Origin of the sequence: Sulfitobacter sp. HGT1 (assembly GCF_013282155.1) — a bacterium.
In the GTDB taxonomy this organism is placed as follows: domain Bacteria; phylum Pseudomonadota; class Alphaproteobacteria; order Rhodobacterales; family Rhodobacteraceae; genus Sulfitobacter.
In genome coordinates, this window is sequence record NZ_BLWI01000010.1 from 297,834 (window position 1) to 323,818 (window position 25,985).

The 25,985-nt window shown below is 59.0% G+C and carries 28 protein-coding genes and 1 tRNA gene; 14 read left to right on the plus strand and 15 right to left on the minus strand.

Going from position 1 to position 25,985, the window contains the following annotated elements; genetic code table 11:
* Nucleotides 1–68: 68 nt before the first annotated feature.
* The 6 genes from fdh3B to HGT1_RS11400 all read right to left on the minus strand — a co-directional run bounded on the left by fdh3B (nt 69) and on the right by HGT1_RS11400 (nt 5,824).
* Nucleotides 69–662 (minus strand): formate dehydrogenase FDH3 subunit beta, encoded by a 594-nt coding sequence (gene fdh3B / locus HGT1_RS11375; protein ID WP_176250057.1) that lies wholly within the window; start codon nt 660–662, stop codon nt 69–71.
* 12 nt (nt 663–674) lie between these two features.
* Nucleotides 675–3,680 carry a formate dehydrogenase subunit alpha gene (locus HGT1_RS11380; RefSeq protein ID WP_176250058.1) on the minus strand — a complete coding sequence of 1,002 codons (3,006 nt, stop codon included), beginning with the start codon at nt 3,678–3,680 and terminating at the stop codon, nt 675–677.
* Nucleotides 3,681–3,770: 90 nt separating this feature from the next.
* On the minus strand, nt 3,771–3,962 hold the full coding sequence (locus HGT1_RS11385) for a twin-arginine translocation signal domain-containing protein (protein WP_176250059.1): 192 nt from the start codon (nt 3,960–3,962) through the stop codon (nt 3,771–3,773).
* A 52-nt stretch (nt 3,963–4,014) separates the two neighbouring features.
* Nucleotides 4,015–4,629 (minus strand): molecular chaperone, encoded by a 615-nt coding sequence (locus tag HGT1_RS11390; protein WP_176250060.1) that lies wholly within the window; start codon nt 4,627–4,629, stop codon nt 4,015–4,017.
* On the minus strand, nt 4,626–5,261 hold the full coding sequence (locus HGT1_RS11395; protein WP_176250061.1) for a DUF3306 domain-containing protein: 636 nt from the start codon (nt 5,259–5,261) through the stop codon (nt 4,626–4,628). The genes HGT1_RS11390 and HGT1_RS11395 overlap by 4 nt, the downstream gene beginning before the upstream one ends.
* Complete coding sequence (locus HGT1_RS11400) at nt 5,258–5,824, minus strand: DUF3305 domain-containing protein (protein ID WP_255200175.1); 567 nt, start codon at nt 5,822–5,824, stop codon at nt 5,258–5,260. Before HGT1_RS11400 ends, HGT1_RS11395 begins: the two co-directional genes overlap by 4 nt.
* 26 nt (nt 5,825–5,850) lie before the next feature.
* On the opposite strand from HGT1_RS11400, the gene HGT1_RS11405 reads away from it, so the two are divergent.
* Nucleotides 5,851–6,045: a hypothetical protein gene (locus tag HGT1_RS11405; protein WP_176250062.1), complete on the plus strand. Its 195-nt coding sequence runs from the start codon at nt 5,851–5,853 to the stop codon at nt 6,043–6,045.
* 66 nt (nt 6,046–6,111) lie between these two features.
* Nucleotides 6,112–8,061 carry a 4Fe-4S dicluster domain-containing protein gene (locus tag HGT1_RS11410; protein ID WP_176250063.1) on the plus strand — a complete coding sequence of 650 codons (1,950 nt, stop codon included), beginning with the start codon at nt 6,112–6,114 and terminating at the stop codon, nt 8,059–8,061.
* Here the strand turns inward: HGT1_RS11410 and HGT1_RS11415 are convergent.
* Complete coding sequence (locus HGT1_RS11415; RefSeq protein ID WP_176250064.1) at nt 8,055–8,798, minus strand: hypothetical protein; 744 nt, start codon at nt 8,796–8,798, stop codon at nt 8,055–8,057. The genes HGT1_RS11410 and HGT1_RS11415 overlap by 7 nt on opposite strands.
* 72 nt (nt 8,799–8,870) lie before the next feature.
* Here HGT1_RS11415 and HGT1_RS11420 point away from each other — a divergent pair, with 72 nt between their 5' ends.
* From HGT1_RS11420 to HGT1_RS11435, 4 genes are read left to right on the plus strand one after another with little or no spacing between them, the layout of a single operon-like run.
* Nucleotides 8,871–9,065 (plus strand): DUF6494 family protein, encoded by a 195-nt coding sequence (locus tag HGT1_RS11420; RefSeq protein ID WP_176250065.1) that lies wholly within the window; start codon nt 8,871–8,873, stop codon nt 9,063–9,065.
* A 1-nt stretch (nt 9,066) separates the two neighbouring features.
* Nucleotides 9,067–10,134, plus strand: coding sequence for an iron-sulfur cluster carrier protein ApbC (gene apbC, locus HGT1_RS11425; RefSeq protein WP_176250066.1), 1,068 nt, complete (start codon nt 9,067–9,069; stop codon nt 10,132–10,134).
* On the plus strand, nt 10,131–10,835 hold the full coding sequence (locus HGT1_RS11430) for a biotin/lipoate--protein ligase family protein (protein WP_176250067.1): 705 nt from the start codon (nt 10,131–10,133) through the stop codon (nt 10,833–10,835). Before apbC ends, HGT1_RS11430 begins: the two co-directional genes overlap by 4 nt.
* A complete protein-coding gene (locus HGT1_RS11435) occupies nt 10,832–11,368 on the plus strand; it encodes a DUF6505 family protein (RefSeq protein WP_176250068.1) in 537 nt (178 codons plus the stop codon). Before HGT1_RS11430 ends, HGT1_RS11435 begins: the two co-directional genes overlap by 4 nt.
* Here the strand turns inward: HGT1_RS11435 and HGT1_RS11440 are convergent.
* The 4 genes from HGT1_RS11440 to HGT1_RS11455 form a co-directional block, all read right to left on the minus strand.
* The gene (locus tag HGT1_RS11440) at nt 11,365–12,165 is read right to left on the minus strand and encodes a substrate-binding domain-containing protein (protein WP_176250069.1); all 801 of its coding nucleotides are present in this window, start codon (nt 12,163–12,165) and stop codon (nt 11,365–11,367) included. The genes HGT1_RS11435 and HGT1_RS11440 overlap by 4 nt on opposite strands.
* Nucleotides 12,162–12,869, minus strand: coding sequence for an ATP-binding cassette domain-containing protein (locus HGT1_RS11445; protein WP_176250070.1), 708 nt, complete (start codon nt 12,867–12,869; stop codon nt 12,162–12,164). The genes HGT1_RS11440 and HGT1_RS11445 overlap by 4 nt, the downstream gene beginning before the upstream one ends.
* Entirely contained in the window at nt 12,863–13,567 is a 705-nt protein-coding gene (locus HGT1_RS11450) for an ABC transporter permease (protein ID WP_176250071.1), read from the minus strand. The genes HGT1_RS11445 and HGT1_RS11450 overlap by 7 nt, the downstream gene beginning before the upstream one ends.
* A 133-nt stretch (nt 13,568–13,700) precedes the next feature.
* Nucleotides 13,701–14,480, minus strand: a complete 780-nt coding sequence (locus tag HGT1_RS11455) for a transglutaminase family protein (RefSeq protein ID WP_176250072.1) — start codon at nt 14,478–14,480, stop codon at nt 13,701–13,703.
* Between the two features lie 269 nt (nt 14,481–14,749).
* Here HGT1_RS11455 and HGT1_RS11460 point away from each other — a divergent pair.
* Both HGT1_RS11460 and HGT1_RS11465 read left to right on the plus strand, forming a co-directional pair.
* Nucleotides 14,750–14,825, plus strand: a tRNA-Val gene (locus tag HGT1_RS11460).
* A gap of 209 nt (nt 14,826–15,034) precedes the next feature.
* A complete protein-coding gene (locus tag HGT1_RS11465) occupies nt 15,035–15,514 on the plus strand; it encodes a hypothetical protein (protein ID WP_255200176.1) in 480 nt (159 codons plus the stop codon).
* A gap of 78 nt (nt 15,515–15,592) precedes the next feature.
* On the opposite strand, the gene HGT1_RS18320 is transcribed toward HGT1_RS11465, so the two are convergent.
* The 4 genes from HGT1_RS18320 to tgt form a co-directional block, all read right to left on the minus strand.
* Nucleotides 15,593–16,030 carry an HU family DNA-binding protein gene (locus tag HGT1_RS18320; RefSeq protein WP_255200177.1) on the minus strand — a complete coding sequence of 146 codons (438 nt, stop codon included), beginning with the start codon at nt 16,028–16,030 and terminating at the stop codon, nt 15,593–15,595.
* Nucleotides 16,031–16,208: 178 nt separating this feature from the next.
* Complete coding sequence (lon, locus tag HGT1_RS11475; RefSeq protein WP_176250073.1) at nt 16,209–18,620, minus strand: endopeptidase La; 2,412 nt, start codon at nt 18,618–18,620, stop codon at nt 16,209–16,211.
* A 276-nt stretch (nt 18,621–18,896) separates the two neighbouring features.
* Complete coding sequence (locus tag HGT1_RS11480) at nt 18,897–19,994, minus strand: alkene reductase (protein ID WP_176250074.1); 1,098 nt, start codon at nt 19,992–19,994, stop codon at nt 18,897–18,899.
* Nucleotides 19,995–20,101: 107 nt separating this feature from the next.
* Entirely contained in the window at nt 20,102–21,229 is a 1,128-nt protein-coding gene (gene tgt, locus HGT1_RS11485; protein ID WP_176250075.1) for a tRNA guanosine(34) transglycosylase Tgt, read from the minus strand.
* 109 nt (nt 21,230–21,338) lie between these two features.
* On the opposite strand from tgt, the gene HGT1_RS11490 reads away from it, so the two are divergent.
* From HGT1_RS11490 to tpiA, 6 genes are all read left to right on the plus strand, one after another.
* Nucleotides 21,339–22,232, plus strand: a complete 894-nt coding sequence (locus HGT1_RS11490) for an SPFH domain-containing protein (protein WP_176250076.1) — start codon at nt 21,339–21,341, stop codon at nt 22,230–22,232.
* Entirely contained in the window at nt 22,232–22,510 is a 279-nt protein-coding gene (locus tag HGT1_RS11495; RefSeq protein ID WP_176250077.1) for a hypothetical protein, read from the plus strand. The genes HGT1_RS11490 and HGT1_RS11495 overlap by 1 nt, the downstream gene beginning before the upstream one ends.
* A 152-nt stretch (nt 22,511–22,662) precedes the next feature.
* Complete coding sequence (rimK, locus tag HGT1_RS11500) at nt 22,663–24,045, plus strand: 30S ribosomal protein S6--L-glutamate ligase (protein ID WP_176250078.1); 1,383 nt, start codon at nt 22,663–22,665, stop codon at nt 24,043–24,045.
* Nucleotides 24,046–24,120: 75 nt separating this feature from the next.
* The gene (locus HGT1_RS11505) at nt 24,121–24,483 is read left to right on the plus strand and encodes an SUF system Fe-S cluster assembly protein (protein WP_176250079.1); all 363 of its coding nucleotides are present in this window, start codon (nt 24,121–24,123) and stop codon (nt 24,481–24,483) included.
* 260 nt (nt 24,484–24,743) lie between these two features.
* Nucleotides 24,744–25,088 carry an iron-sulfur cluster assembly accessory protein gene (locus HGT1_RS11510; RefSeq protein ID WP_176250228.1) on the plus strand — a complete coding sequence of 115 codons (345 nt, stop codon included), beginning with the start codon at nt 24,744–24,746 and terminating at the stop codon, nt 25,086–25,088.
* Nucleotides 25,089–25,194: 106 nt separating this feature from the next.
* Entirely contained in the window at nt 25,195–25,944 is a 750-nt protein-coding gene (tpiA, locus tag HGT1_RS11515) for a triose-phosphate isomerase (protein ID WP_176250080.1), read from the plus strand.
* The last annotated feature ends 41 nt before the right edge of the window (nt 25,945–25,985 follow it).

Here is a 25,985-nt window from a genome sequence, read left to right on the forward strand (position 1 = left end):
TTCGAGGGTACAAATAGGGGCGGTCCCGTAGCAGGCCGCCCCTTTGATAGTCATATCAAAACAAGCGGTTAGCCGCCCTTTTGATCATAGGCCGTGCCCCAGCCCCATGCGCCGGAGCCAAAGCCACGTGCCACAACCCGTTCGCGGTAGATGCCCGATACGACATCGCCGTCACCGGCAAGCAGCGCCTTGGTTGAACACATCTCGGCGCAGATCGGCAGCTTGCCTTCCGCGATACGGTTGCGGCCGTATTTCTGGAATTCCGCGGTGGAGTTGTTTTCTTCTGGGCCACCGGCACAGAAGGTACATTTGTCCATTTTGCCGCGCGAACCAAAGTTGCCCGCCTGCGGATACTGCGGCGCGCCAAAGGGGCACGCGTAAAAGCAGTAACCGCAGCCAATACACAGATCTTTGGAGTGCAGGACCACGCCGTCGGCTGTCTGGTAAAAACAGTCGGTCGGACAAACGGCCATACAAGGCGCGTCCGAACAGTGCATACAAGCGACCGAAATCGACCGTTCGCCTGGTTTGCCGTCATTGATGGTGACGACCTTGCGGCGGTTGATGCCCCAAGGCACTTCGTGTTCGTTTTTACATGCGGTGACACAAGCGTTGCATTCGATGCAGCGTTCAGCGTCGCAGAGGAACTTTGCTCTTCCCATCTTATCTCTCCCTTACGCTGTCCAGATTTTGCAAAGAGTAGCCTTGGTCTCTTGCATCTGGGTTACGCTGTCATAGCCATAGGTTTGTGCAGTATTGGTGCTTTCGCCCAAGACATAAGGATCGGCACCTTCAGGATATTTATCCCTAAGATCAACGCCTTCCATGTGCCCGCCAAAGTGGAACGGCATGAATGCCACGCCTTCGCCGACCCGTTCGGTGACCATAGCCATAACTTTGACCTTGCCGCCTTCGGGGCCTTCGACCCAGACCTGCTGCCCGTCACGCACGCCCAGATTATTGGCGTCGCGTGTGTTGATTTCGACAAACATGTCTTGCTGCAATTCGGCCAGCCACGGGTTCGAACGCGACTCGTCGCCCCCACCCTCGTATTCGACCAAACGGCCAGAAGTCAGGATGATCGGATAGTCCTTCGAGAAGTCCTTTTCCTGGATCGAGGCGTACATGGTGGGTACGCGCCAGAACTTCTTGTCCTCGTAGGTTGGATAATCGGCGACCAGATCGCGGCGGCTGGAATACAGCGGTTCGCGGTGGATTGGCACCGGATCCGGGAAGGTCCAGACCACGGCGCGGGCCTTGGCGTTGCCGAACGGGGCGCAACCATGCTTGATCGCGACACGCTGGATACCGCCCGAAAGGTCGGTCTTCCAGTTCACGCCACCGGTCTTTTGTGCGTAATCCGACTGGATTGCACCGGTCTGCGAGGTTTCACCGACTTCCTGGTTGGCGGTGCTGCCGCCGTCATCGGATGCGGCACCGATGCTTGGGTCACCATCAGGGAAACCCGCAACAAAGTTGATCGACGCGCGTTCTGCATCGGTCAGGTCGCCATCCCAGCCCAGATCACGCAGCATTTGCATGGTGAATTCGGGGTAACCGTCCTCGATCTCGGAACCGGCGGAAAATACGCCTTCGGCCAGCAGGTTTTCACCTTCACGTTCCACACCGAAACGGGCGCGGAAGGTCAGGCCGCCTTCGGCCACCGGCAGCGACATATCATAGAGGTTCGCAGTACCGGGGTGGTTCATCTCGGGGGTGCCCCAGGATGGCCAAGGCAGACCATAGTAATCGCCGTCAGCCGGGCCACCAACCGCGCGCAGGGTTGTGCGGTCGAACGTATGCTGGTTGGCCATGTGGGTTTTCATCCGCTCGGGGCTTTGGCCCGTATAGCCGATGGTCCACATGCCGCGGTTGAATTCGCGGGTGATGTCCTCGATATTCGGCTCGCCGCCCTCGTCCATCCCGATGTTGCGGAAGATCTTGTCATGAAAGCCGAATTTCTCGGCGAACATGGCGATGATCTTGTGATCTGGCAGCGATTCAAACAGTGGATCAACCACTTTGTCGCGCCATTGCAGCGACCGGTTGGACGCTGTGACGGACCCGCGCGTTTCGAATTGCGTACAGGCCGGCAACAGGTAAACCCCGTCGGTGCGGTCTTGCAAAACAGCCGAAACAGTCGGGTACGGATCGACCACGACAAGCATGTCGAGCTTTTCCATCGCCGTCTTCATTTCCTTTTGACGGGTCTGAGAGTTGGGCGCGTGGCCCCACAGAACCATCGCCCGGGTGTTATCGGGCTGGTCGAGGTTTTCCTTGTCTTCCAAAACGCCGTCAATCCAACGGCTTACCGGAATGCCGGTCAGGTTCATCATCGGCGTGTCGCCAATGGTTTCCGGGCTGAAACGTCCCTTGAGATACTCAAGGTCTTCTTCCCAAACGCGGGCCCAATGTGCCCAAGCGCCCGCTGACAGACCGTAGTAGCCCGGCAATGTATCGGCCAGAACGCCAAGGTCGGTCGCACCCTGCACGTTGTCGTGACCGCGGAAGATGTTGGTGCCGCCGCCTGCTGTCCCCATGTTGCCAAGGGCCAGCTGCAAGATGCAGTACGCGCGGGTGTTGTTGTTGCCATTGGTGTGCTGCGTGCCACCCATACACCAGATCACGGTGCCGGGGCGGTTGTTCGCCAGGGTGCGCGCCACGCGTTCAAGCTGGGTACCGGGGGCACCGGTCACACGCTCGACCTCCTCTGGCGTCCACTTGGACACTTCGGTCTTGATCTCTTCCATGCCCCAAACACGGGTACGGATGAATTCCTTGTCTTCCCAGCCGTTTTCAAAGATGTGCCACAAGATGCCCCAAACGAGGGCCACGTCAGAACCGGGGCGGAAGCGGACATATTCGTCAGCATGGGCCGCCGTGCGGGTAAAGCGCGGGTCACAGACGATCAGCGGCGCGTTGTTTTGTTCCTTGGCTTTCAGCAAGTGCAGCAAGGACACCGGATGCGCCTCGGCAGGGTTGCCACCGATCACAAAGATCGCCTTGCTGTTGTGGATGTCGTTGTAGCTGTTGGTCATGGCGCCGTAGCCCCATGTGTTTGCCACACCCGCAACCGTGGTGGAGTGACAGATACGCGCCTGATGGTCGACGTTGTTGGTGCCCCAATAGGCGGCAAACTTGCGGAACAGATAGGCCTGTTCGTTGTTATGCTTGGCGCTGCCCAGCCAGTAAACTGAATCCGGCCCGCTTTCCTCGCGGATTTTCATCATGCCGTCGCCGATCTCGTTGATCGCGGTCTCCCAGCTGATGCGCACCCATTCGCCGTTTTCTTTCTTCATCGGGTATTTCAGGCGGCGTTCGCCATGGGCGTGTTCACGAACAGCAGCCCCTTTGGCACAATGTGCCCCGAGGTTGAACGGGCTGTCCCAACCGGGCTCCTGCCCTGTCCAGACGCCGTTGTCGACTTCGGCGATAACCGTACAGCCGACCGAACAGTGGGTACAAATCGATTTTACCGTTTCAACCGCGCGGGTGGCGGCGGTTTGCGCGGTGGCTTTGGAGACGGAGCCGCCGGTGGCCGCGATGGCCGTCAACCCGCCAATGGCAAGGCCCGATCCGCGCAAGAACCCGCGTCTGTCGATGGTGTTTTTGCCGTTATTTACCACGATCGGCGCGCGGCCTGATCTGCGGGTATACCCGTTGGTCTTTTTCCTCAGCATGGTATTCCTCCCTTTTTCGGCCTTTGCCGGATCATTCTATGTCGCTCACCGTGCAGGCACATTGGCCGGGTGCCGGTGTGAAATTGGCTATTAGAAACGCGTGCTTTCAAGATAGGCGCGGGTGTGTGCCGTATCTTGCATGGTCTCGGATGACAGGTCTGCGGGTTGCGCTTCGGCCTGGGTTGCCCCACCGGCTGCAATCACGGCAACGGCGGCGGGGGCCGCTGTACCAGCAAATTTCAGAAAGTCGCGGCGGCTTGCGCCTTTGGTCTTGTCCGTCATTGGATGTCTTCCCTTCCTGTTGTTCGGTGGGCGTCCCCACCAGTGTTGTGCATCACCGATCCGTGGCGGCCATGCGGAATGCTTCGCGTTCGATATCCATAAAGGCAGCCCCGACGGCACCGACAGATCCATACAGAACCGACGATTTGGCCGCTTGCAGGTCGGCAAAGTAATGTGCGGCCCAGCTTCCGATATGAGCGTTAAAAAACTGTTGTTGTTGGTCAAGTGTCGCGACCCGGCCAAAGCGCCCCACGATCATGCCCGCCATCATCTCCATCAAGGAGGCGATGTTGTCTTCGGGTTCGAACACGTCTTTGGCGCGGGTCATGCCGAGGCTGGCCATGGTTCTGCGCAAATTCGCCAGCGGCTTTTCGTTCAGAAATCCGGTCAGGTAATAGCTGGCATAGGGCAGCAGTTCCCCACGGCCCAGACCGATGAACAAGGCGTTGAATTCCGTGCTGACCGATTTCGGCTTGGACACCTTTGCCACACGCGCCAGACCCTGAATGGCCTGCCCCAACGGGGTGTCGTCCCCCTCAAGACCTGCGGTCTGGTCCAGCAACATCTGGTCCGGCGGACCTGCCAGCATCACCCCAAGGTAATTATACAAATCCGCGCGCAGACGATCCTCTTGGGTCACATCTGGCAAAGGTGCGGCAACATTCATGCGGTTTTTCCTTCGATACGGAATTGCATGCGCCGGGGGGCCGGTGCCGCGAATTCCATTTCGTCTTCTTCAATACTTGGCTCAGCGTCGGTCATATCTGCGTCAAAGCCAGCGTCAGCGGCGACAAATACCCCGTCATCACCCATTGGCAGTTCTTCGGTGTCTTCGATTTCATCAAGGTCTTCGCCACCTGCATCAACGGCTGTGTCTTCGGTATTCGAACGAGCCGCCTGCCGTTCCATTTCAAGCAAATGATACAACATGCCCTTGCCGACCTGATAGCTGGTCTTGATCGGCCCCTGCCCCGTGCTGCCGGTCAGGTAATCGTCGTCATAATCGTTCAGCCCGTCCACACAGGCCAGCACCGGATTGCTGCGCCAAAGCGACCGCAAGGCCCGTTTGCGCAGATGTTGGGGGACGGTTTTGACCATGAACGCCTTGAAATCATCGCCCATCACCAAGGCATCAGGGTCAGGCAGGCCCAGTTCCTCAAGGATTTCCGCATCGGTCTTTTCGGCCAGCTCCGCCTGCTGCTCTGCGACAACGGCGTCTTCGGCCTCGCGTTTCAGCGCTTCGGCCTCTGCGGCAACAGCGGCGCGCCTGCGTGACCAGGATGAAAGTGCCGCGCTCAATTGATCACCTCGCGGCGGCGCGGGGCGCGATAGACATCGGTGGCCTGCCGGATGCGCGCATCGCCCACCCCGTCATCGGTCTGGTCAACCCGCGCGTTCTTGCGGCGGCGTTTGACAAAGGCTTCTTCCTCGTAATGCTTTTCCACGAATTCGACGACCCAGGCCAACAGCCCGTGCGGCAGCGGCAGCTTCTCGACCAGTTCTTCGGCCGAATCGCAGTAATCCTGCGCCTCGTAGGGGGATGCGGTCACAAGGGCGACGGACCACGGCAGGCCCCCGCTTTGTTCGTTCGGGCGCAGCACCGTGTAAATGGAGGGCACCCGCGCTTGCAGCTCATGCGCATAGGCTTCGGCATCCGAGACATAAAGCGTCAGGGGCAAGGTGGCTGCGTGGTATTCGGTAACATCGCCTTCGGTCCTGAGAACCTTCCAATCCGCAGCTGCGGCACCCGGCAAAACATCCGTTACAGCCCAGGCGTATTTGGCCCAACGCGTAATGCCCGGCGTGCGCCGCACGACGACGCCCACGGGAATGGTTACTGAGTTTGGGTAGCTACGCGACAAGTATCTCTCCTCGGTTGGCTGGGATCATGATGGCGCAAGATCGAAAAAACAACAAAGCTTTTTTTGTTATTTTACGCCACCAGACCGCCATGCTGCACCGCCGCATGACCCTGCGCCCACGTTTAAAGGGCTTTCCGACTAAACGCTTGCATGACAATGTTATTTCCCCGATGAATTGCTGCATCTGCAACTCAATCACAGGCAGTTGTGACCCCGATTAGCGGTTTACTGTCCAGTCATTTCCTGACTAGCTGAGCAGCAATCCGCGTCCAGCGAAAAGGGATATCATGACAAAGACATTGTTGGTTTGTGATTGCCTTGGCTCACAACACGTCGACTTCAACGCCTTGGGCGAATTGACCGGCACCGCCTGTTCGGGGTGCCATACAAGCCTGTGTACAACGCAGATCGAAACCGCAGCCAAAGCCATCAAAGCGGGGGATGTGGTGATTGCCTGCGCACAAGAAGCGCACCGTTTCACCGCCCTTGCAGAAGAGCTGGATGCGCCAGAGCCGATATGCGTCGATATTCGCGACCGGGCCGGTTGGTCAGACGACAGCGCCTCGGCCACGGCAAAGATGGCGGCGCTGATCAAGGATGCCCTGCTTGCCCCGCCTTCGCCGAAATCTGTGGATGTCATCACCGAAGGCACCTGCCTGATCATCGGTGCCGAAGAGACCGCCATCGCAGCCGCGCAAAAGCTTTCCGATACGCTGGCCGTGACCGTGCTGCTGGCCCCGGGCACCGACTTTCTGCCAACCTCTGCCTATGATGTCGTCACCGGCAGCCTGGACAAAGCCACAGGCACCTTGGGCCGGTTCGAAGTCCGAATTAACAATTTCCAGCAAAGCCTGACCGGTGGCCGTGGCACCCCTGCCCTGACCGCCCCGCAAAACGGTGCCCGGTCTGAATGCGACATCATCCTTGATCTGTCGGGCGGGCTGGCGATGTTCCCTGCCCCCGAAAAACGCGATGGGTATCTGCGTGCGGATCCGGGCAGCCAGACTGCCGTTGCGGATGCGATTTTCACCGCCAGCCAGATGGTGGGCACCTTTGAAAAGCCGCTTTATGTCCGGATGGAACCGACGCTATGTGCCCATTCGCGCGCGGAAAAGCCCGCCTGTTCGAACTGCCTGAACGTGTGCCCCACCGGGGCGATCCTGTCGGCCGGCGAAACCGTTACCATCGACCCGATGATCTGTGCCGGCTGCGGTGCCTGTGCTGCGGTGTGCCCGTCCGGTGCGATCAGCTATGACGTGCCGCCGCCCGACCACATGTTCCGCCGGATCAGCGCGCTGGCCCGGACCTATCGGACCTCGGGTGGCACAGACGCGGCGCTTTTGGTGCATGACGATCACGGTGCCGAAATGATCGGCCTTGCCGCCCGCTTTGGCCGCGGCCTGCCCGCCCATGTGATCCCGATGGAGGTCAGCGCGCTGTCCGGCTTTGGCCATGCCGAAATGCTCGCCGCCCTGGCCAGCGGTTTTTCCCGTGTCGATATCCTGCTGGGCCCCAAGACCGAACGCGACGCCCTTGACCCGCAGCTTGCGCTGGCCAATGCGATTGCACCGGATCAATCCGCCTTGCTGGACATCACCGACCCCGATGCGCTGTCGGATCATCTGTTCGGCCAAACCCCAACCCCCGCCACGACCGACCCGATCCTGCCCATCGGCAGCCGCCGTCAGGTCGCCCGTCTGGCCGCCAAGGCGCTGAACCCCGATCTGGGGGTTCTGGCCCTGCCCCAAGGTGCCCCTTACGGTGCCGTGGTGGTGGATACCGATGCCTGTACGATGTGTCTGGCCTGTGTGTCGCTGTGCCCTTCAGGGGCGCTTGGCGACAACCCAGACATGCCGCAATTGCGCTTTCAGGAAGACGCCTGCCTGCAATGCGGCCTGTGCACCAACGTCTGCCCGGAAAGCGCCATCACGCTGGAACCGCAGTTGAACCTGACCGATATGGCCCTGCAACAGGTGGTGTTGAACGAAGAAGAACCCTTTGGCTGTGTGGAATGCGGGACGCTGTTCGGGGTCAAATCAACGGTCGAAAAGATCGTCGAGAAACTGGCCGGCAAACATGCGATGTTCGCCAATCCCGAAACCGCGCGGATGATCCAGATGTGTGACGGCTGCCGGATCAATGCGCAGTATCATTCGCAAAACAACCCCTTTGCAGGCAAGGAACGCCCCCGCCCCCGCACCACCGATGATTACCTGTCAAAGCGCAAGGATCACTGATTTTGCAAAGCTGCGCCCAGATCCGCAGGCTTGACCGTCGCGACATAGGCGATGATCGACTCAAGATCGCCTTGGGTCATCTCGACCGGGACAATCGCGGGCGGCAGACCGGCGCTAAAGGGCTGGGTGATGCCCTTGACCTGGGTAAAGCTGGGATGCGGGTTGAGCACATAGAAAGTGGCGAAACGATCCTGCCAGTCGCTGAAACTGCGCATCACGGCAAAGGATGGCGTCTGTCCCATCCCCTTCATCCGGTTGGCATGGTTGACCACGTGGCACCGTCCACAATGCACCAGCGACAGGTCTTCGCCCGCGACAGGGTCACCGTCATAGCTGCGCGTGGTTTGGACTGCCTGTTCAGTGACCGCCGTGAAAACCGACGTGCCGTCGATCCTGAACCCCTCAATCGTGCGTTTGCCAATATCCGACAGCAGCCAGCTGGCAAAAAGCGCGGGGCCTTCCGCGCCGGTGTCGGCCAGATGCCAGACCCGATCCCCCGCTTGGAAAACCGCGACACCAGCGTCGCCGATCACGGCATCCCCCCCGCCGTCAACCTGTGTCACCCTCACCCCGTGCTTGAGCGCGAAACGCGGCAGCAGATAGTCCAGAAAACCTGTCTGAGTGATTTCGTCTGGCGCAGACAGGGTAAATCCGCGATCCTGCGCCAAGACCTTTATGGGCACAGTGGCCAGGGACAACAGGCACAGAACCAACCAGAAAAACCGTTTCACAATCATCACCCCACCCCCGCGCTCGCGCCAGCCTAAGCGGCCCGAAGCAATGCGGTCAAGGATACAGGAGACATCCAGATGAGCGAAGATTTCAACATGTCGATGCGCAAATTCCTCAAGCAGGTTGGCGTCACATCCCAGCAAGCCATCGAAGAGGCGCTGCGCAAGGCCGGTGACACCACGGGCAAAAGCTTTGAGGCCAAGATGGTGTTGACCATCGACGGGCTGGACATGGAACATGTCGTCACCGGCAAAATCGAAGGACAATCCTGAGGTGGCAGTTACAAGAGAACAGGTTCTGGCCATATTGGCAGACCTTACCGATCCGATCAGCGGCTCCTCCATTGTCGAGGCCGGTATCGTCAAGGCACTGACCGTCGATGACGGGGTGGTGCGTTTCGTGATGGAGGTCAGCGGCGAGCACGCGGCGGCCTATACCGCGCTCAAGGACGCGGGCGAGGCCCAGATCAAGGCGCTGGACGGCGTTAAATCGGTGTCGATCGTGTTGACGGCCCATAGCACGCCCAAAGCGCCACCCGACCTCAAGGCATCGCGCAGTTCGACCCCGTCGGGCCCGCAAAAGATACCGGGCATTGACCGGATCATCGCAGTGGCATCGGGCAAGGGCGGCGTGGGCAAATCCACGGTCGCGGCCAATCTGGCCTGCGCGCTGGCCGCCGAAGGCCGCCGCGTCGGATTGCTGGACGCCGATGTATACGGGCCGTCACAGCCGCGCATGCTGGGGGTGTCGGGCCGGCCCGCATCGCCGGATGGCAAAACGATTTTGCCGATGCGCAATTACGGCGTGACCATGATGTCGCTGGGGCTGATGACCAATGACGATCAGGCCGTTGTCTGGCGCGGGCCGATGTTGATGGGTGCCTTGCAGCAGATGTTGACGCAGGTGCAATGGGGCGCGCTGGATGTGCTGATCGTCGATCTGCCCCCCGGCACCGGCGACGTGCAGATGACCCTTGCCCAAAAGGCCGAACTGAACGGCGCGATCATCGTGTCGACCCCGCAGGACATCGCCCTGCTGGACGCCCGCAAAGGCATCGACATGTTCAACCAGCTTGGCACGCCCCTGATCGGTATGATCGAAAACATGTCGACCCATATCTGTTCGGCCTGCGGTCACGAAGAACATCTGTTCGGCCATGGGGGTGTCGCCAAGGAAGCGGAAAAGCTGAACGTGCCCTTGCTGGCTGAAATCCCGCTGCATATCGACATCCGTCTGGCGGCGGATGGCGGCGCGCCGATTGTGGTGTCCAAACCCGAAAGCACCCAAGCCATGGCGTTCCGCAAGGTGGCGAAAGACCTTATCGCGCAAGGCCATGCATGACCCGGCCTGAATTTCCACCGCTGTTTTCCGGTCAGGACGCAGAGGGCGGCGATCCCTTTGCGCTGGCCTGTGCGGCGGCGGAAGTGGGCTGCGATGCGGGGCTGGTGATCTTTGATCTGGGGGCTACCACCCTGCGGGCTGCCATCGTCTTTGCCCCGGACGTTCCACTTGCCGATGCGGCGGCGATGCTGCCGGTGTGCGGCGTGGGCTTTCAAAATGCGCTTGGCGCTTTGGCCCCGCCCGAGGTCGGCGTACATCTGGGCTGGGACGGTGGCGTTTACCTTAACGGCGGGCGTGCGGGTCACCTAGCCATGGCGGCATCCGGTAGCGACACTGGTATCGAGCCCGACTGGCTGGTGGTCGCCCTGACCCTGTCGCTCTGGCCCGATAGCGATGATACCGGCCTGACCCCTGACCAGACCGCGCTTTATGCCGAAGGCTGCGCCGATGTGGCCCCTGATCAGTTGCTTGAAGCCTGGGTGCGCCATACGCTTGTGGGTATCAACAACTGGGCCGATGGTGGCATGGCCAAGCTGCATTCCGACTGGTCCGGCATTGCCCATGGCCTTGAGGGCGAAATGACCGTGGCAGGCCGCACCGGCACTTATATCGGGCTTGATGAAAATCTGGGCCTGCTGTTGAAAATCGACAGCGAAACCGTATTGATACCGCTGACCGCAACCTTGACGAGGCCCGCATGAAACTAGCCCGCGCGATCCATTTTGACGAAAGCGACACCCGTGTTTTTCACAACCCTGCCCGCACCGGTGAATGGTGCGTTTCCGGCGGGTTCGAATTTTCGAACTGGGGCGAAGGCGATCTGGTCGGCAAGGCGCGGCAGGCCTTTGCCAACGGCTGGATGGGGATCGAAACCTTTGGCAGGGTCAGTTTTGTCGCGGTGACGCAGGTTGAACCCCACGAAAAGGATGTGCTTGCCAATCTGCTGGCCCAGCATTTCGTCGATATCTATGGCGCGCCAAGCCTTGAGGCGGCCAAAAACGTCGCGCTCGAAGAAATCGCGCAGATGGCCGAACTGGCAGAGGATCACGCGCCCAATACCCTGCTGACCGTGTCGCGCGAATTGACCCCCGCAGGGGTCAAGGAAACCTACCGCGCCATCGCCGCGCAAGAGGCGGACATCATGCAATTCGCCGTCCACGGGTCGCTGGACGAAGATGAACCCCATGATCATGGACACGATCACGGGCATCATCACCACGATCACGACCATTAAGGCGTTGCGTTAAACACGAACAACGCCTCGCCGTTGATCTTGTAGCCGTTGATCAGTGCCGCTGCGCGCGGGCTGGTCAGCCATGCTTCAAGTTTGACCGCCAAGTCGTTGCGAATACTGTCATTTTTATCAGGATTAACGGGTAGCAGCGCATATTGGTTGAACAGGGCCGGATCACCGGAATAGAGCAGCGCCAGATCGCCCTTGTTGCCAAAGTTCAACCAGCTGGCCCGGTCTGACACGATATAGGCGTTCATGCCCGACGCCGTGTTCAACGCCGCCCCCATCCCTGCCCCGACCGGACGGTACCAATCGCCAAACCCTGCAATGTCCAAGCCTGCGCTGGCCCAGATTTTCTGTTCGGCTTTGTGGGTGCCACTGTCGTCACCACGGCTGACAAAGGGGGCTTGCGCCGCCTCGATACGCTGTACCGCATCGGCGGCGCTGGCGGCGTCCACGATTGCAGCCGGATCAGCCTTCGGGCCGACAAACACGAAATCATTATACATGATCTCGCGGCGGTGGGTGCCGTGACCTGCGGCCACGAATTTTTCCTCGGCGGCCTTGGAATGGACCAACACCGCATCAACATCCCCCGCTTCGCCAAGGCGCAGCGCCTGTCCGGTACCCACCACCAACAACCGCACATCCAGATCAAGATCGGCCTTGATCGCAGGCAGCAAAACATCCGCAAGGCCCGAGTTATCAAAGGATGTCGTGACCGCCATGCGCATTTCTTCGGCACCAGAGGTCTGCGCCCATAGCAGCATGGCAACCGTTGTTAACAGCCGTTTCATCTTACGATATCTCCTCTGAGGAACGCGGCAAGCGCGGCGGTTTGCGGGGCTGCAAATTTCTCCGATGCAAGCCCGGTTTCGTGAATTTTGCCGTCCAGCACAAACACCAGATCCCGCGCCAGCCGCCGTGCCTGCCCCATGTCATGGGTGGCCATCACCAACTGCGTTCCAGCCGCTGAAATCTCTTGCAGCAGGGTCTCGATCTCGTGGGTGGCATGGCCGTCAAGGTTCGCACAGGGTTCGTCCAGAAACAGCACATCGGGCTTGCGCACCAAGGCACGGGCAATGGCCAGTTTCTGCCGCTCGCCCCCTGACAAACGGGTCGCGGGGCTGTTTTGCACCGATCCCAGCCCGATCCGGTCCAGCCAATATGCAACGGTTTCCCTGATCTGCGCGGCGGGCGTTCTGACCAGCCGCAAGGGATAGGCAAGGTTTTCAGCCACCGACCGCCGCAAGACAATCGGCGACTGGAACACAAACGCATGTTTCGACCGGTCTTGCGCGGCCCAGCTCACCGACCCCGCATTGATCCGCTCGACCCCGTGCATGACGCGCAGCAAGGTGGTTTTGCCAGATCCGTTTGGCCCGATCACGATTGTCGGCCCTTGCGGGTTCAGCACCAGATCAATCGGCCCGATGATCCGCTTGCCCTGCCTGCGCACCGCAACACCTTGTAACGTCAGGGGAAAAAGCGCGCTCACCACTGCCCCTCCCGCTCTGTGCGCGACAGGGTGTGGATCGCGAGGTTCACCACAATCGCCAGACCAATCAGAACAAAGCCCAAGCCCAGAGCCAAGGCAAAATCACCTTTCCCGGTCTCAAGCGCAATGGCGGTGGTCAGCACGCGGGTCACATGATCAATGTTGCCGCCCACAATCATGATCGCGCCGACCTCGCCTATGGCGCGGCCAAAACCGGCCAGCGCAGCCGTAAGCAAATTGCGCCGCCCGTCCCGCATCAACGTCACAATACGTTGCCATTTCGACGTGTTCAGCGAGATCAGCAAATCATGATATTCGGCCCATAGTTCACGCATGGATTGATGGGCGATGGACGCAATCACGGGCGTGATAATTACCACCTGCGCGATGATCATCGCCGTCGGAGTAAACAAAAGGTTCAGCACCCCGAACGGGCCAGCCCGCGACAACAAGATGTACACGATCAGCCCCACCACCACCGGAGGCAGCCCCATCAGCGCATTGATCATCGAAATCACGAAACGCCGATAACGGAACCGCTGCACGGCCAGATAGGTGCCCAAGGGGATGGCGATAACCGAGGCGATCACCAGCGCGGTCAGGGTCACCCGAAGCGACCTCAGGCTGATCTCCCACAACTCGGCATCAAAACTCGCGATCAACCAAAACGCAGCGCTAAACCCATCCCAAATATCAACCATAAAGCTGCGCGTTCCCGTTCCCCGTCCCTGGCAGGAACGGTCGGGTTTTCCGGCCCGAATGACAAGCAGAAACTGGACAGATCACAAGATCATACGCGGATTTCCCACGCTGCCGACACCATGATCGCGTTGGCTATTGCACGACCTGAACATCGACGGTCTGCACCCTCATATAGGCGGGTCCGAAACTGCTCAGAAACGGCACCTCGGCGGCGTCCATGCCCACACCGATGCGCACGATCTGATTGGGGGCGGCCATCCCCGTGGCATCAACCAGATGCCATGTGCCATCCAGAAACACCTCGGCGACGGCATGGAAATCCTGCGGCGTCACATAAGGCGCATAAACGCTGGCGAAACGCGCCGGGATCGCCGCCGCGCGCGCCAGCGCAATGATCACATGGGCAAAATCACGGCACACGCCCTGGCGTTGCACAAAAGTATCCAGCGCCGTTGTCAAACCGGTGCTTGATCCCGGAACATATTGAAACCGCTCGAATATCCAGTCACGCAAGGTCCCGATCAGGGCCCCGCCGCTCAGATGTCCATATTCCGCCGCGATAAAGTTCTGAAACTCGTCCGACTGGCAGTAGCGCGATGGCATCAAATACCGCACCGCATCGCTGGGCAGTTGGTGGGGCGGCGTTGCGGGCAGGTTTTCGATCGCCAAGGTCGGGCGGTTCACCTGGAACCGCGCCTGATAGCTGCACGTCAAATTCCGGTCCGTCCGGATCAACATCCGCTCGCCCAGATTGGCCTCGCCCGGGATATGCACCTTTTGAAGTGTGTCGCTGAGCCGGAAGCTTTCGCGCAGCAGAGTCTGATCGGCAAAGCCGGATGCCTGAATCTGCAGGATCAGATCGGTCGCCATGTTGATTTGATAGTCAAGCTGCACATCAATATCGAGGATCATCACAAGGCTTTCCAAGCAAAATTACCGGTGTCACTGCCGCCGTTAAGGGGATTTTGGCGCTAAAGCCAGAAGACCGCAGTACGCCAATGCCCCCCGCTCAGCAACATAGATCGCCTGCGTGCAATTGGCAGCAGATTGCCGAAAATATATCGCCCGTCCTGCCAATCCTGCCCCTGCACAGACAAAGTGACAAAGTTTTACAGAAAATTTCAAATCAGCGTATTAATGGGGTTGAAACACCAGTTGGGCTTGGATAGTAGAACGCTCACGGGTCGTTAGCTCAGTTGGTAGAGCGCTTCGTTTACACCGAAGATGTCGGGAGTTCGAGTCTCTCACGACCCACCATTCCTCCCCCCTCCCAAAATCTCGTAACCTATTGATCCAGCCTGTGTTTTACGCGCGTTTGATCTGCGTCCGGTGACAAGCCTTGCCCCCCCCCGCACACCCGCTTGGCAAGCATAGCACATCCCGCCCTCGGTTTTGCTAGCCTGCGGGCCCTGCCGCCTGTAGCCTTGTCCTTGCCTATGGTTTTTCGCGCAGATGGGGAGGTGTTCATGAGATATTTATCAAGTTTTGCTTTGGTCGCGCTGGTCACGGGGATGCCAGACCTTGTGCTTGCGCAGGAATTCGACATGTCCGTTGTGCCGGACGGTCTGGTCGCGCAGGATCAGGCCCCCAGTGGCAACTTCCTGACCGCGACCGAGGTGCGGCCGATCTTGACCGCGACCAAGGGGAGTTGGGTGGCTGTCAGGGAATACGACGGTCAGGACCTTGTCTATGTTACCCATTTATGGGCCTGGCGCTGCGGCCTGTCTGCGCTGGCCTTGTCTGTGAACGATGCGCCTTTGGCGGATTGGCCCCTGCCCGCCTGCCATCTGGACAGCGCAGCGCCCGCCGCCATTCTGCAAAGCGACGGCCTGCCCTATATGCGCTTTCCCTTGGGGTCGGTCAGTTCGGTCAAGGTGCAAGTCGTCTATGACGATCTGGGCATGGACAGCGCAACCTACGCGCGGGCATCGGTTCTGATGCCGTAGGGCCGCACGGGACGCGCAAACGCAAAAAGCCCCCGGCAGAACCGAGGGCTTTCAAAATCGAAAGATCGGCAGCGCGGCCTAAATATCGGTTTCATCCGTGGCTGCATCCGCGTCCTTTGGCTTGTCCGTCGGGGTCACCTGACGCACTTTCACGCGCATCATTTTACCATTCCCAAGGTCTTTCTCGTTCACGACCTTGAATTTCCCCATCGGCAAAAGGTTCAGCTCGCGGTTATCGGCCAAGGCTTCGCCCAGAATTTCCAGCATCGCCTCGACAACGGGCTTGGCGTCTTTTTTCTTGACGCCGGACCGTTCCACGACAGCGTCGATCAGTTCTTTCTTGCGCATGACGGGGCCGATGATCACAGCGTGCGGGGCATCGGCGTTTGTGGTGCCATCGGGGCGCGCGTTGGCGGCAGCCTGTGCCTTTGGCGATTTGTCGGCTTTCACGTTCGAAGCGTCAGACGGCTTGGCCGAGGCTGATTTCACTTTCGTCGATTTCACTGCGCTGCTCATGGGAATTTCCACTGCCTTATTGGTTAAGATACCATTTCATAGTGTGATCGCGCTGCAAAAGCCAGCAATCCTTGCGGTTAACGCCACGTGTAACACCATATTTAGGCCTTTCGCCCTGCCTTAACGCAAAAAGCCGCCCCTGTGATCAGGGGCGGCTTTCGGGACCATATCAAAGGGTTCAATGCGCGGTTGCATTGTCCCCGTTTTGGGATTTCTTGGCCAAGGCAGCGGCGGCCGCTGCGTCTTCGGCTTCCTGATCCCATTCGATGGGTTCGGGCTGCCGGACCAATGCGTGCTGAAGCACCTCGGACACATGTTTGACCGGAATGATTTTCAGGCCTTCCTTCACGTTGTCCGGGATATCCGGCAGATCCTTTTCGTTCTCTTCGGGGATCAGAACGGTCGTGATCCCGCCGCGCAATGCAGCAAGCAGTTTTTCCTTCAAACCACCGATCGGCATTGCATTGCCACGCAGCGACACCTCGCCTGTCATGGCGATGTCGCGGCGCACGGGGATCTGTGTCAGCACGGAAACAATCGACGTCACCATCGCCAGACCAGCCGACGGACCATCCTTGGGCGTTGCGCCATCGGGCACGTGCACGTGGATGTCGATCGTGTCGAACTTTGTTGGCTTCACCCCGATTGACGGGCTGATCGACCGCACATAGCTGCTGGCCGCATCGATGGATTCCTTCATCACATCGCCCAGCTTGCCTGTGGTTTTCATCCGACCCTTGCCCGGCAGGCGCAATGCCTCGATTTGCAGCAATTCGCCACCAACCGACGTATAGGCCAACCCGGTCACGACACCGACCTGATCCTCAAGCTCCGCCAGACCATAGCGGTACTTCTTAACACCAAGGAAATCCTCGATATTGTCACCCGTTACCGTGATGCTCTCGGCTTCTTTCTTGACGATCTTGGTCAGCGATTTACGGGCCACTTTCGCGATTTCACGCTCAAGGTTCCGCACGCCTGCCTCGCGGGTGTAATACCGTATCATGCTGGTCAAGGCACTGTCATCAATGGCAAATTCCTTTGCCTTGAGGCCGTGGTTCTTGATCTGCTTGGGCACAAGATGCTGTTTGGCAATCTCGCGCTTTTCTTCCTCGGTATAGCCCGACAGCGGGATAATCTCCATCCGGTCAAGCAACGGGCCCGGCATGTTGTAGCTGTTGGACGTGGTCAGGAACATCACGTTTGAAAGGTCATATTCGACCTCAAGGTAGTGATCCACAAATGTGGAGTTCTGTTCCGGATCAAGCACCTCGAGCATTGCCGACGCGGGATCGCCGCGGAAATCCTGACCCATCTTGTCGATTTCATCGAGCAAGATCAGCGGGTTGTTGGTTTTCGCCTTTTTCAGCGCCTGAATGATCTTACCGGGCATGGAGCCGATATAGGTCCGGCGGTGACCGCGGATCTCGGATTCGTCACGCACACCACCAAGGCTGATGCGAATGAATTCGCGACCCGTGGCTTTGGCAACGGATTTACCAAGCGATGTTTTACCCACACCAGGAGGGCCGACAAGGCACATGATCGGGCCTTTCAACTTGGACGACCGCTGCTGCACGGCAAGGTATTCCACGATGCGTTCTTTAACCTTTTCAAGGCCATAGTGATCATCGTCGAGCACCTGTTGTGCTTTGACCAGGTCCTTTTTGGTGCGCGATTTGACGTTCCACGGGATCGACAAGATCCAGTCGAGATAGTTGCGCACAACGGTGGCTTCCGCAGACATGGGCGACATGTTCTTGAGCTTTTTCAGCTCGGCATCGACCTTTTCTTTGGCTTCCTTGCTGAGCTTGGTGTTCGCAATGCGCGCTTCCAGCTCGGCCAGTTCGCTTTTGCCGTCCTCGCCATCGCCCAGCTCGGTCTGAATGGCCTTCATCTGCTCATTCAGATAATACTCGCGCTGTGTCTTCTCCATCTGGGATTTCACGCGGGTCTTGATCTTTTTCTCGACCTGCAAGACAGACATTTCGCCCTGCATCAGGCCGTAAACCTTCTCAAGACGCTCGGACACGGAAAGCGTTTCAAGCAGATCCTGCTTTTGTTCGACTTCAATGCCCAGGTGTCCGGCAACCAGATCGGCAAGCCGCGCAGGTTCAGTCGCTTCCGACACGGCGGCCAGCGCTTCTTCGGGGATGTTTTTCTTGACCTTGGCGTAGCGTTCGAATTCTTCGGCGACGGTCTTGATCAGCGCCCGTGTGGTGGTTTCATCACCGGGGATTTCGCTCAGATACTCGGCCGTTGCCTCGAAAAAACTATCGTTATCAAGGTATTCTGTGATGCGGACGCGGGCTTGCCCTTCGACCAGCACCTTGACGGTGCCATCGGGAAGTTTCAGCAGTTGCAGCACATTGGCCAACACACCTGTCTGAAAAATACCGTCTGCATCAGGGTCGTCAATGCCGGGGTCAACCTGACTGGACAGCAGAATCTGCTTGTCGTCGGCCATGACTTCTTCCAGCGCACGCACCGATTTTTCGCGGCCCACGAAAAGCGGGACAATCATATGAGGGAACACCACGATGTCGCGCAGGGGCAACACGGGATACGATGCGTTCAGAGGCTCTAACATGCTCTTTTCCTTTTACTGCAAGACGATACTGGCCCCTAAGCTAGGCAACCGTTTGATCGTCTCCTGTTCTAGGTAGGGTATTTGGGGACCCTACCCGCCTGTTTCAATCCCCATTCTGCCATGACCGCGTGAGGCAGGGCCATCTGATTTGGGGTTTTTTGCCAGAATGAACCGCCATCGGCGGACAGACAAGCACGGATCAGTTAATTTCCGGTCAAAAGGGTCTTTGCAAAGGTGTTTCCGGCCTGAAAAAGCATCAGGCCGGAAATCAGGGCATTATTCTGCGGTGGTTTCTTCCAGAAAGGGATAGTCGGTATATCCCTCCTTGCCACCGGCATAGAATGTCTTGGTGTCGCCTTCGTTCAGCGGCGCGTTCAGCTCAAGCCGTTTGGCAAGATCGGGGTTGGCGATATAGGGACGGCCAAAGGCGACCAGATCGGCCTTGCCCTGTTCAACCGCCTCGATCGCCATATCGCGGTCATACAGGTTGTTGGCCATATACACGCCGTCAAACAGTTGGCGCAGCTTGGCGATATCCTCGCCTTCCTTGACGTCGCGCGACTGGCCGGTCGATCCTTCGACCATGTGCAAATAGGCCAATCCGAACTTGTTCAACGCGCGGATCACATATTCGAACGTCTCTTGGGGGTTTTCATCGGCAATGTCATTGGCGGGCGAAAACGGCGACAGGCGCAGGCCGACATGGTCGCCGTCCCAGGCATTTGTCACGCCTTCCAGCACTTCGAGCAGCAGACGCGCGCGGTTCTCGACCGATCCGCCATAGGCATCGTCACGCTTGTTGCTTGAGGTCTTCATAAACTGGTCGAGCAGATAGCCATTGGCACCATGCACCTCGACCCCGTCAAAACCGGCCTTTTTCGCCATCTTGGTCGCGTGAACATAATCGGCGACAATGCGCGGCATCTCGTCCAGTTCCAAGGCGCGCGGTTCGGATGTTGGCACCATGCCTTCGCCGGTGAAGGTTTTCATATTCGCGGCAATGGCGGATGGGGCGACAGGTTTTTGGCCGTCGGGCTGGATGTCGACATGGCTGATCCGGCCAACATGCCACAGCTGGATAACGATCTTGCCGCCCGCCTTGTGCACCGCATCCGTAACCTTCTTCCATGCCGCGACCTGACCTTCGGTATAAATACCGGGGGTCTTGATATAGCCTTTGCCTTCGGGGCTGATCTGGGCGGCTTCGGTGATGATAATGCCGGCACCCGCACGTTGGGCGTAATATTCGACATGCAGATCGCCGACTTCGCCGGTGTCATTGTCGGCGCGGCTGCGGGTCAGCGGGGCCATTACGATACGGTTCTTGGCCTCGATCGCGCCAACCTTGAGCGGGGTGAAAAGCTTTTGCGTCATGGGATATGTCCCTTCCTTGTCATTTCTTGTCTTCAACAACTAACCAACAGACGCGCAACGACAAGGACCGGTTCACATGTTTATTTTTCACCCGACCGGTTGAAGTTTCAAAGCGGCTCTATATCGCCCTGCGCCCTTTGCGCATGAAAACCCGCCTGCCATGCGTCAAACGTGCCTGCGGCAATCGCCCCGCGCATACCGGCCATGAGTTCCTGAAAGTAATGCAGGTTGTGCCATGTCAGCAGCATCCCCGAAATCATCTCCTGACTGCGGAACACGTGGTGCAGATAGGCGCGGCTGTAGTTCGAACAGGCCGGGCATGTGCAGTCTTCGTCCAGCGGGCGCGGGTCGTCGGCGTGGCGGGCGTTTTTGATGTTCACAACACCGTGCCGCGTGAACGCCTGCCCCGTCCGGCCAGAACGGGACGGCAAAACGCAGTCCATCATGTCGATGCCACGGGCCACAGCCCCCACAATGTCGTCAGGCTTGCCCACCCCCATCAGATAACGCGGACGGTCCACAGGCAGCATGTCAGTCGCAAAATCAAGGCAGCCGAACATCGCCTCCTGCCCTTCACCCACCGCCAGACCGCCCACGGCATATCCGTCAAATCCGATGTCCACCAAGGCCTTGGCGCTTTCCTCGCGAAAGTCCTTCTCCAGCCCGCCTTGCTGGATGCCGAACAACGCATGACCGGGCCGGTCGCCAAAGGCATCACGGCTGCGCGCGGCCCACCGCATCGACAGGCGCATGGAGTCAGCGATCCGGTCGCGGTCGGCGGGCAAGGCAGGGCATTCGTCAAAACACATCACGATGTCGGACCCGAGCAGCTTTTGAATTTCCATCGAGCGTTCAGGGGTCAATTCATGCTTGGACCCGTCGATGTGGCTTTTGAAGGTCACACCTTTTTCGGTCAGCTTGCGCAGGTCGGCCAGGCTCATCACCTGAAAGCCGCCAGAATCCGTGAGGATCGGTTTGTGCCAGTTCATGAATTTGTGCAGCCCACCCAACCGGTCAATGCGTTCGGCCGTGGGGCGCAGCATCAAATGATAGGTATTGCCCAGCAGGATATCGGCACCGGTGGCGGCCACGCTTTCGGGCATCATCGCCTTGACGGTGGCGGCCGTGCCCACGGGCATGAACGCAGGTGTGCGAATATCGCCCCGCGGGGTCGAAATGACGCCGGTCCGGGCTGACCCGTCGCGCGCCTGAAGATCAAATGAGAATTTTTCCATGACAGCGCCTATAAGATGTCGCGCAATCGCGTGCAATCACGATGGCGCTTTGCTTTTGTGGCAAGATCGCGGAAACTGCCCCCACGCGCATCTTAAAGGAGAGCATCCCGTGCCCATCGAAGACATCCTTATCAATCTGCTGCAAAGCAACCTTCCGCTGGTTCTTCTGGCACTTTTGCTGATTATTCTGGTTGTTAAAGGGGTAAAGATCGTCCCGCAATCCGAACAACATGTGGTTGAACGGTTCGGGCGGCTGCGGGCGGTGATGGGGCCGGGCATCAATATGATCGTGCCGTTCATCGACAAGATCGCGCATAAGATTTCAATTCTGGAACGGCAATTGCCCACCGCCAGCCAGGACGCAATCACCCGCGACAACGTGTTGCTGCAGGTCGATACCTCGGTATTCTACCGCATCATCGAACCCGAAAAGACCGTCTACCGTATCCGCGATATCGATTCCGCCATCGCCACCACCGTTGCAGGCATCGTGCGCGCCGAGATCGGCAAGATGGATCTGGACGAGGTGCAATCGAACCGCACCGCCTTGATCACCACGATCAAGCTGCTGGTCGAAGATGCCGTGGATAACTGGGGGATCGAAGTCACCCGCGCCGAAATTCTGGATGTGAATCTGGATGCCGCCACCCGCGCCGCGATGATGCAACAGCTGAACGCCGAACGCGCGCGGCGCGCGCAGGTGACCGAAGCCGAAGGCAAGAAACGCGCGGTGGAGCTGGCCGCCGATGCGGAGCTTTATGCCTCCGAACAAACCGCCAAGGCCCGCCGCGTGTTGGCCGACGCCGAAGCCTATGCCACGCAGGTCGTGGCCACAGCCATTGGCGAAAACGGGCTGGAGGCCGCGCAATACCAGATCGCCCTGAAACAGGTCGAGGCGTTGAACGCGCTTGGGGCCGGTGCGGGCAACCAGACGATTGTTGTTCCCGCCCAAGCGCTTGAAGCCTTTGGCGATGCGTTCAAACTGCTGAAAGGGCGCGGCTGATGCTGGTCGATTATCTGACATTCTGGTGGGTCTGGGTTTCCATCGCGCTGTTGCTGGGGCTGATCGAAATCCTGCTGCCCGGCAATATTTTCTTAGGCTTTGCCCTTGGGGCGTTGGCGATGGTACCTGTTGTTTTCCTGCTGCCTGAGGCAGGCACATCGCTGCTGCTGGCCGCCTTTGCAGGGCTGTCGCTGCTGTGCTGGATCGCCCTGCGGCTGGTGTTTCGCAAACAATCCAGCGGGGCGCGGATTGTGACACGCGATATTAACGAAGGTTAGACCATCGTCGGTATCATGTTTGGCCAGCGTCCCGGGGCTCTGCCCCGAACCCCGGGATGATTTACCATTTGGAAGCACCGCGTCACGCCTTGAGAAGCGCCAGGTGACCTGCTAGGCGGCAGCATTGATTCATCGGTGGCGGAGTATGTGGTATGGAAGAGTTGAATTTCGGCTGGGAAGAATGGATTGCCCTGCCATCCCTTGGCCTGCCTGCGATCAAAGCCAAGATCGACACCGGTGCCAAGACATCGTCGCTGCATGCCCATGATATCGAAGTCTTCGGTTCGGACGCCAAACCAAAGGTGCGGTTCAATGTGCATCCGGTTGCCGGCAACGAAGATATCGTCATCACCTGCTCTGCCCCCATCATCGACCGCCGCGAGGTGACTTCGTCGAATGGCGAATCCGAATTGCGCTATGTGATTTCGACCACGTTGGATGTTGCCGGGCAAAGCTGGCCGATTGATATCACCCTGACCAATCGCGCAGGCATGGCCAGCCGGATGTTGCTGGGCCGGCAGGCGCTGACCGATCACATCACCATTTCCGCCACAGAAAAGCGCCTTCAGCCCGAGCTGAGCTATGACGTTTACCATTCTGCGGCCGTGCGCCACACCGCCCCCAAACGCGCGCTACGCATCGCCGTTCTAAGCCGTGAGGCCGAGAATTACTCGACCCGCCGCCTGGTCGAGGTTGGCGAGGCGCGCGGTCACACGGTCGAGGTGATCGACACCACGCGCTGCTATATGGCGATTAACGCGATGGCCCCCGAAGTGCATTATGACGGCAAACGCCTGCCCCGATATGATGCCGTGATCCCGCGTATCGGTGCGTCTGTGACGCCCTATGGCTGTGCAGTAATCCGCCAGTTCGAAACCATCGGCACCTATTGTGTGAACGGATCAGCCGGCATTCTGGCCAGCCGCGACAAGCTGCATGCCCATCAGGTGTTGGCCTCCAAGAAGATCGGCATGCCCACCACTGCATTCGCCGCCTCGCCCAAGGACACGTCGAACCTGATGGCGCTTGTCGGCACCGCGCCGCTGATCGTGAAACTGCTGGAATCGACCCAAGGCAAAGGTGTCGTTCTGGCAGAAACCAAGAAAGCCGCCGAATCCGTGATCGACGCCTTTCGCGGCCTCAAGGCGAATTTTCTGGTGCAGGATTTCGTCAAGGAAGCCGCCGGCGAAGACATCCGCTGTCTGGTGATTGACGGCAAGGTCGTCGCCGCGATGAAACGCACCGGCGCGGAGGGCGATTTCAGATCGAACCTGCACCGGGGCGGATCGGCCAAAGTGGTCCGGATCACCAAGCAGGAACGCGATACGGCCCTGCGGGCGGCGCGGGCGTTCGGCTTGGGCAAGGCGGGCGTTGACCTGCTGCGCTCCGAAACCGGGCCAAAGGTGCTTGAGGTGAATTCATCACCCGGTTTCGAGGGAATCGAGAAAGCGACCGGCAAGGATATCGTCGGGATGCTTTATGGTATGATCGAGGCCCGCGTGAAGCCGCAACCGGTGCGCAAACGCAAGGGATGATTAGGGATTTGCCCCTCTGGACGCTGGGCCCAGTAATCCCTATATAAAGTGTCAGAAATAGAAGCGAGGCCCCCGATGACCGACAGCACCCAACCCCTTGAAGGGGCACCGTTGATTGCGCCCTCTACCACCGACCATCCGCTGTACGAGCAGATCGTCGAGGCCTGCCGCACGGTCTATGACCCTGAGATTCCGGTCAATATTTACGAGCTGGGATTGATTTATACCATTGATATAAATCCCGAAAGCGAAGTGAACATCAAGATGTCGTTGACAGCGCCGGGCTGCCCTGTTGCCGGTGAAATGCCAGGTTGGGTTGCCGATGCGGTCGAACCCCTGCCCGGCGTCAAAACCGTCGATGTCGAACTGGTCTGGGAGCCACCATGGGGCATGGACATGATGTCTGACGAAGCCCGTCTCGAGCTTGGGTTCATGTAAGATCCGCTTTGCAGGCCCCTCACAGCACCATCGCATGATGTCAACATCCGGCAGCAACACAGCTCCCGGATGTTTTCAATTCCAGGGCACCCGACCTGCGGACCACAATTGCAGGCGGTTTGAGGCAATTGCAGCGGCCTCCCGCCACGCCGCCTCTCACCCGCGCCTCCGAAATGCAGCGCGGCTTTGGTCAATTTCACCGCTACCGCTTGAGAATGCGCCCACAACCCCCTATCTTTGCCGTAACAGGAGTATCAATGATGTTCGCGATCCCCGGTAAGCAAGCTGTCACAATCACCCCGAAAGCCGCCACGCAAATCAGCAAGCTGATGACGCAGGCAGGCCATGCAGGGCTGCGCATTGGCATCAAAAAGGGCGGCTGCGCGGGCATGGAATACACCATGGAATACGTCAACGAACCCGACGCCAATGACGAGGTCGTCGAACAGGACGGCGCGCGGGTGCTGATCGCCCCGATGGCGCAGATGTTCCTTTTTGGCACCGAGATTGATTACGAAACCTCGCTGCTGGAATCCGGCTTCAAATTCCGCAACCCCAACGTGACCGAAGCCTGCGGCTGCGGTGAATCAATCAAATTCGGCTGATCGCCCTGCAACTGATGCAGTGTTAGCGCTGTCACAGACACCCTAGTCGTTGCCCCGTTCCGGCCCCGCTGCTATCCCGTTGTAAAAGAACAAAAGGGATATCGTCATGCGTCGTAAACTTGCCGCCGGAAACTGGAAGATGAATGGCACGGCTGCCGCGCTGTCCGAACTGGTTGAACTGGCCCGGCAGGTGACCCCGGCCGATGCCGAAACCCTGATTTGCCCGCCTGCCCCCCTGCTTTATCCCGCCTGTGACAAACTGCGCGGCACTGCCATCGCGATTGGTGCCCAAGATTGCCACGCGCAACCCGCCGGAGCCTTTACCGGTGATATTTCGGCAGGGATGGTGGCGGATACCGGGGCGACTTACGTGATCCTTGGCCATTCGGAACGCCGCGATCTGCACGCTGAAACAGACGCCGATGTCGCCGCCAAGGCGGGCGCGGCATGGGGCGCAGGGCTGACCGCCATTATTTGCATCGGCGAAAGCGGCGAAGACCGCGCGGCGGACAAGACCCTCGATGTTATCGCTGGCCAATTGGCAGGCTCCCTGCCCGATCATGCCACGGGCGAAAATACCGTGATCGCCTATGAACCCATCTGGGCCATCGGCACGGGCAAGACCCCGACTCTCGATCAAATCATCGAGGTGCATGATTTCATCCGCGCCCGCCTGACCGGCCGATTTGGCCAGCAAACCGGTGATGCGATCCGCCTGCTCTATGGCGGCTCGGTCAAACCCGACAATGCCGCCGAAATCTTTACCGCTGAAAATGTCGATGGGGCCCTTGTTGGCGGTGCCAGCCTCAAGGCCGCTGATTTCGCCCCGATCATCAAGGCCCTCTCCCGGGCCTGATTTCATTTTGCTAAATAAACTCACGGCACCACAGACGCAAA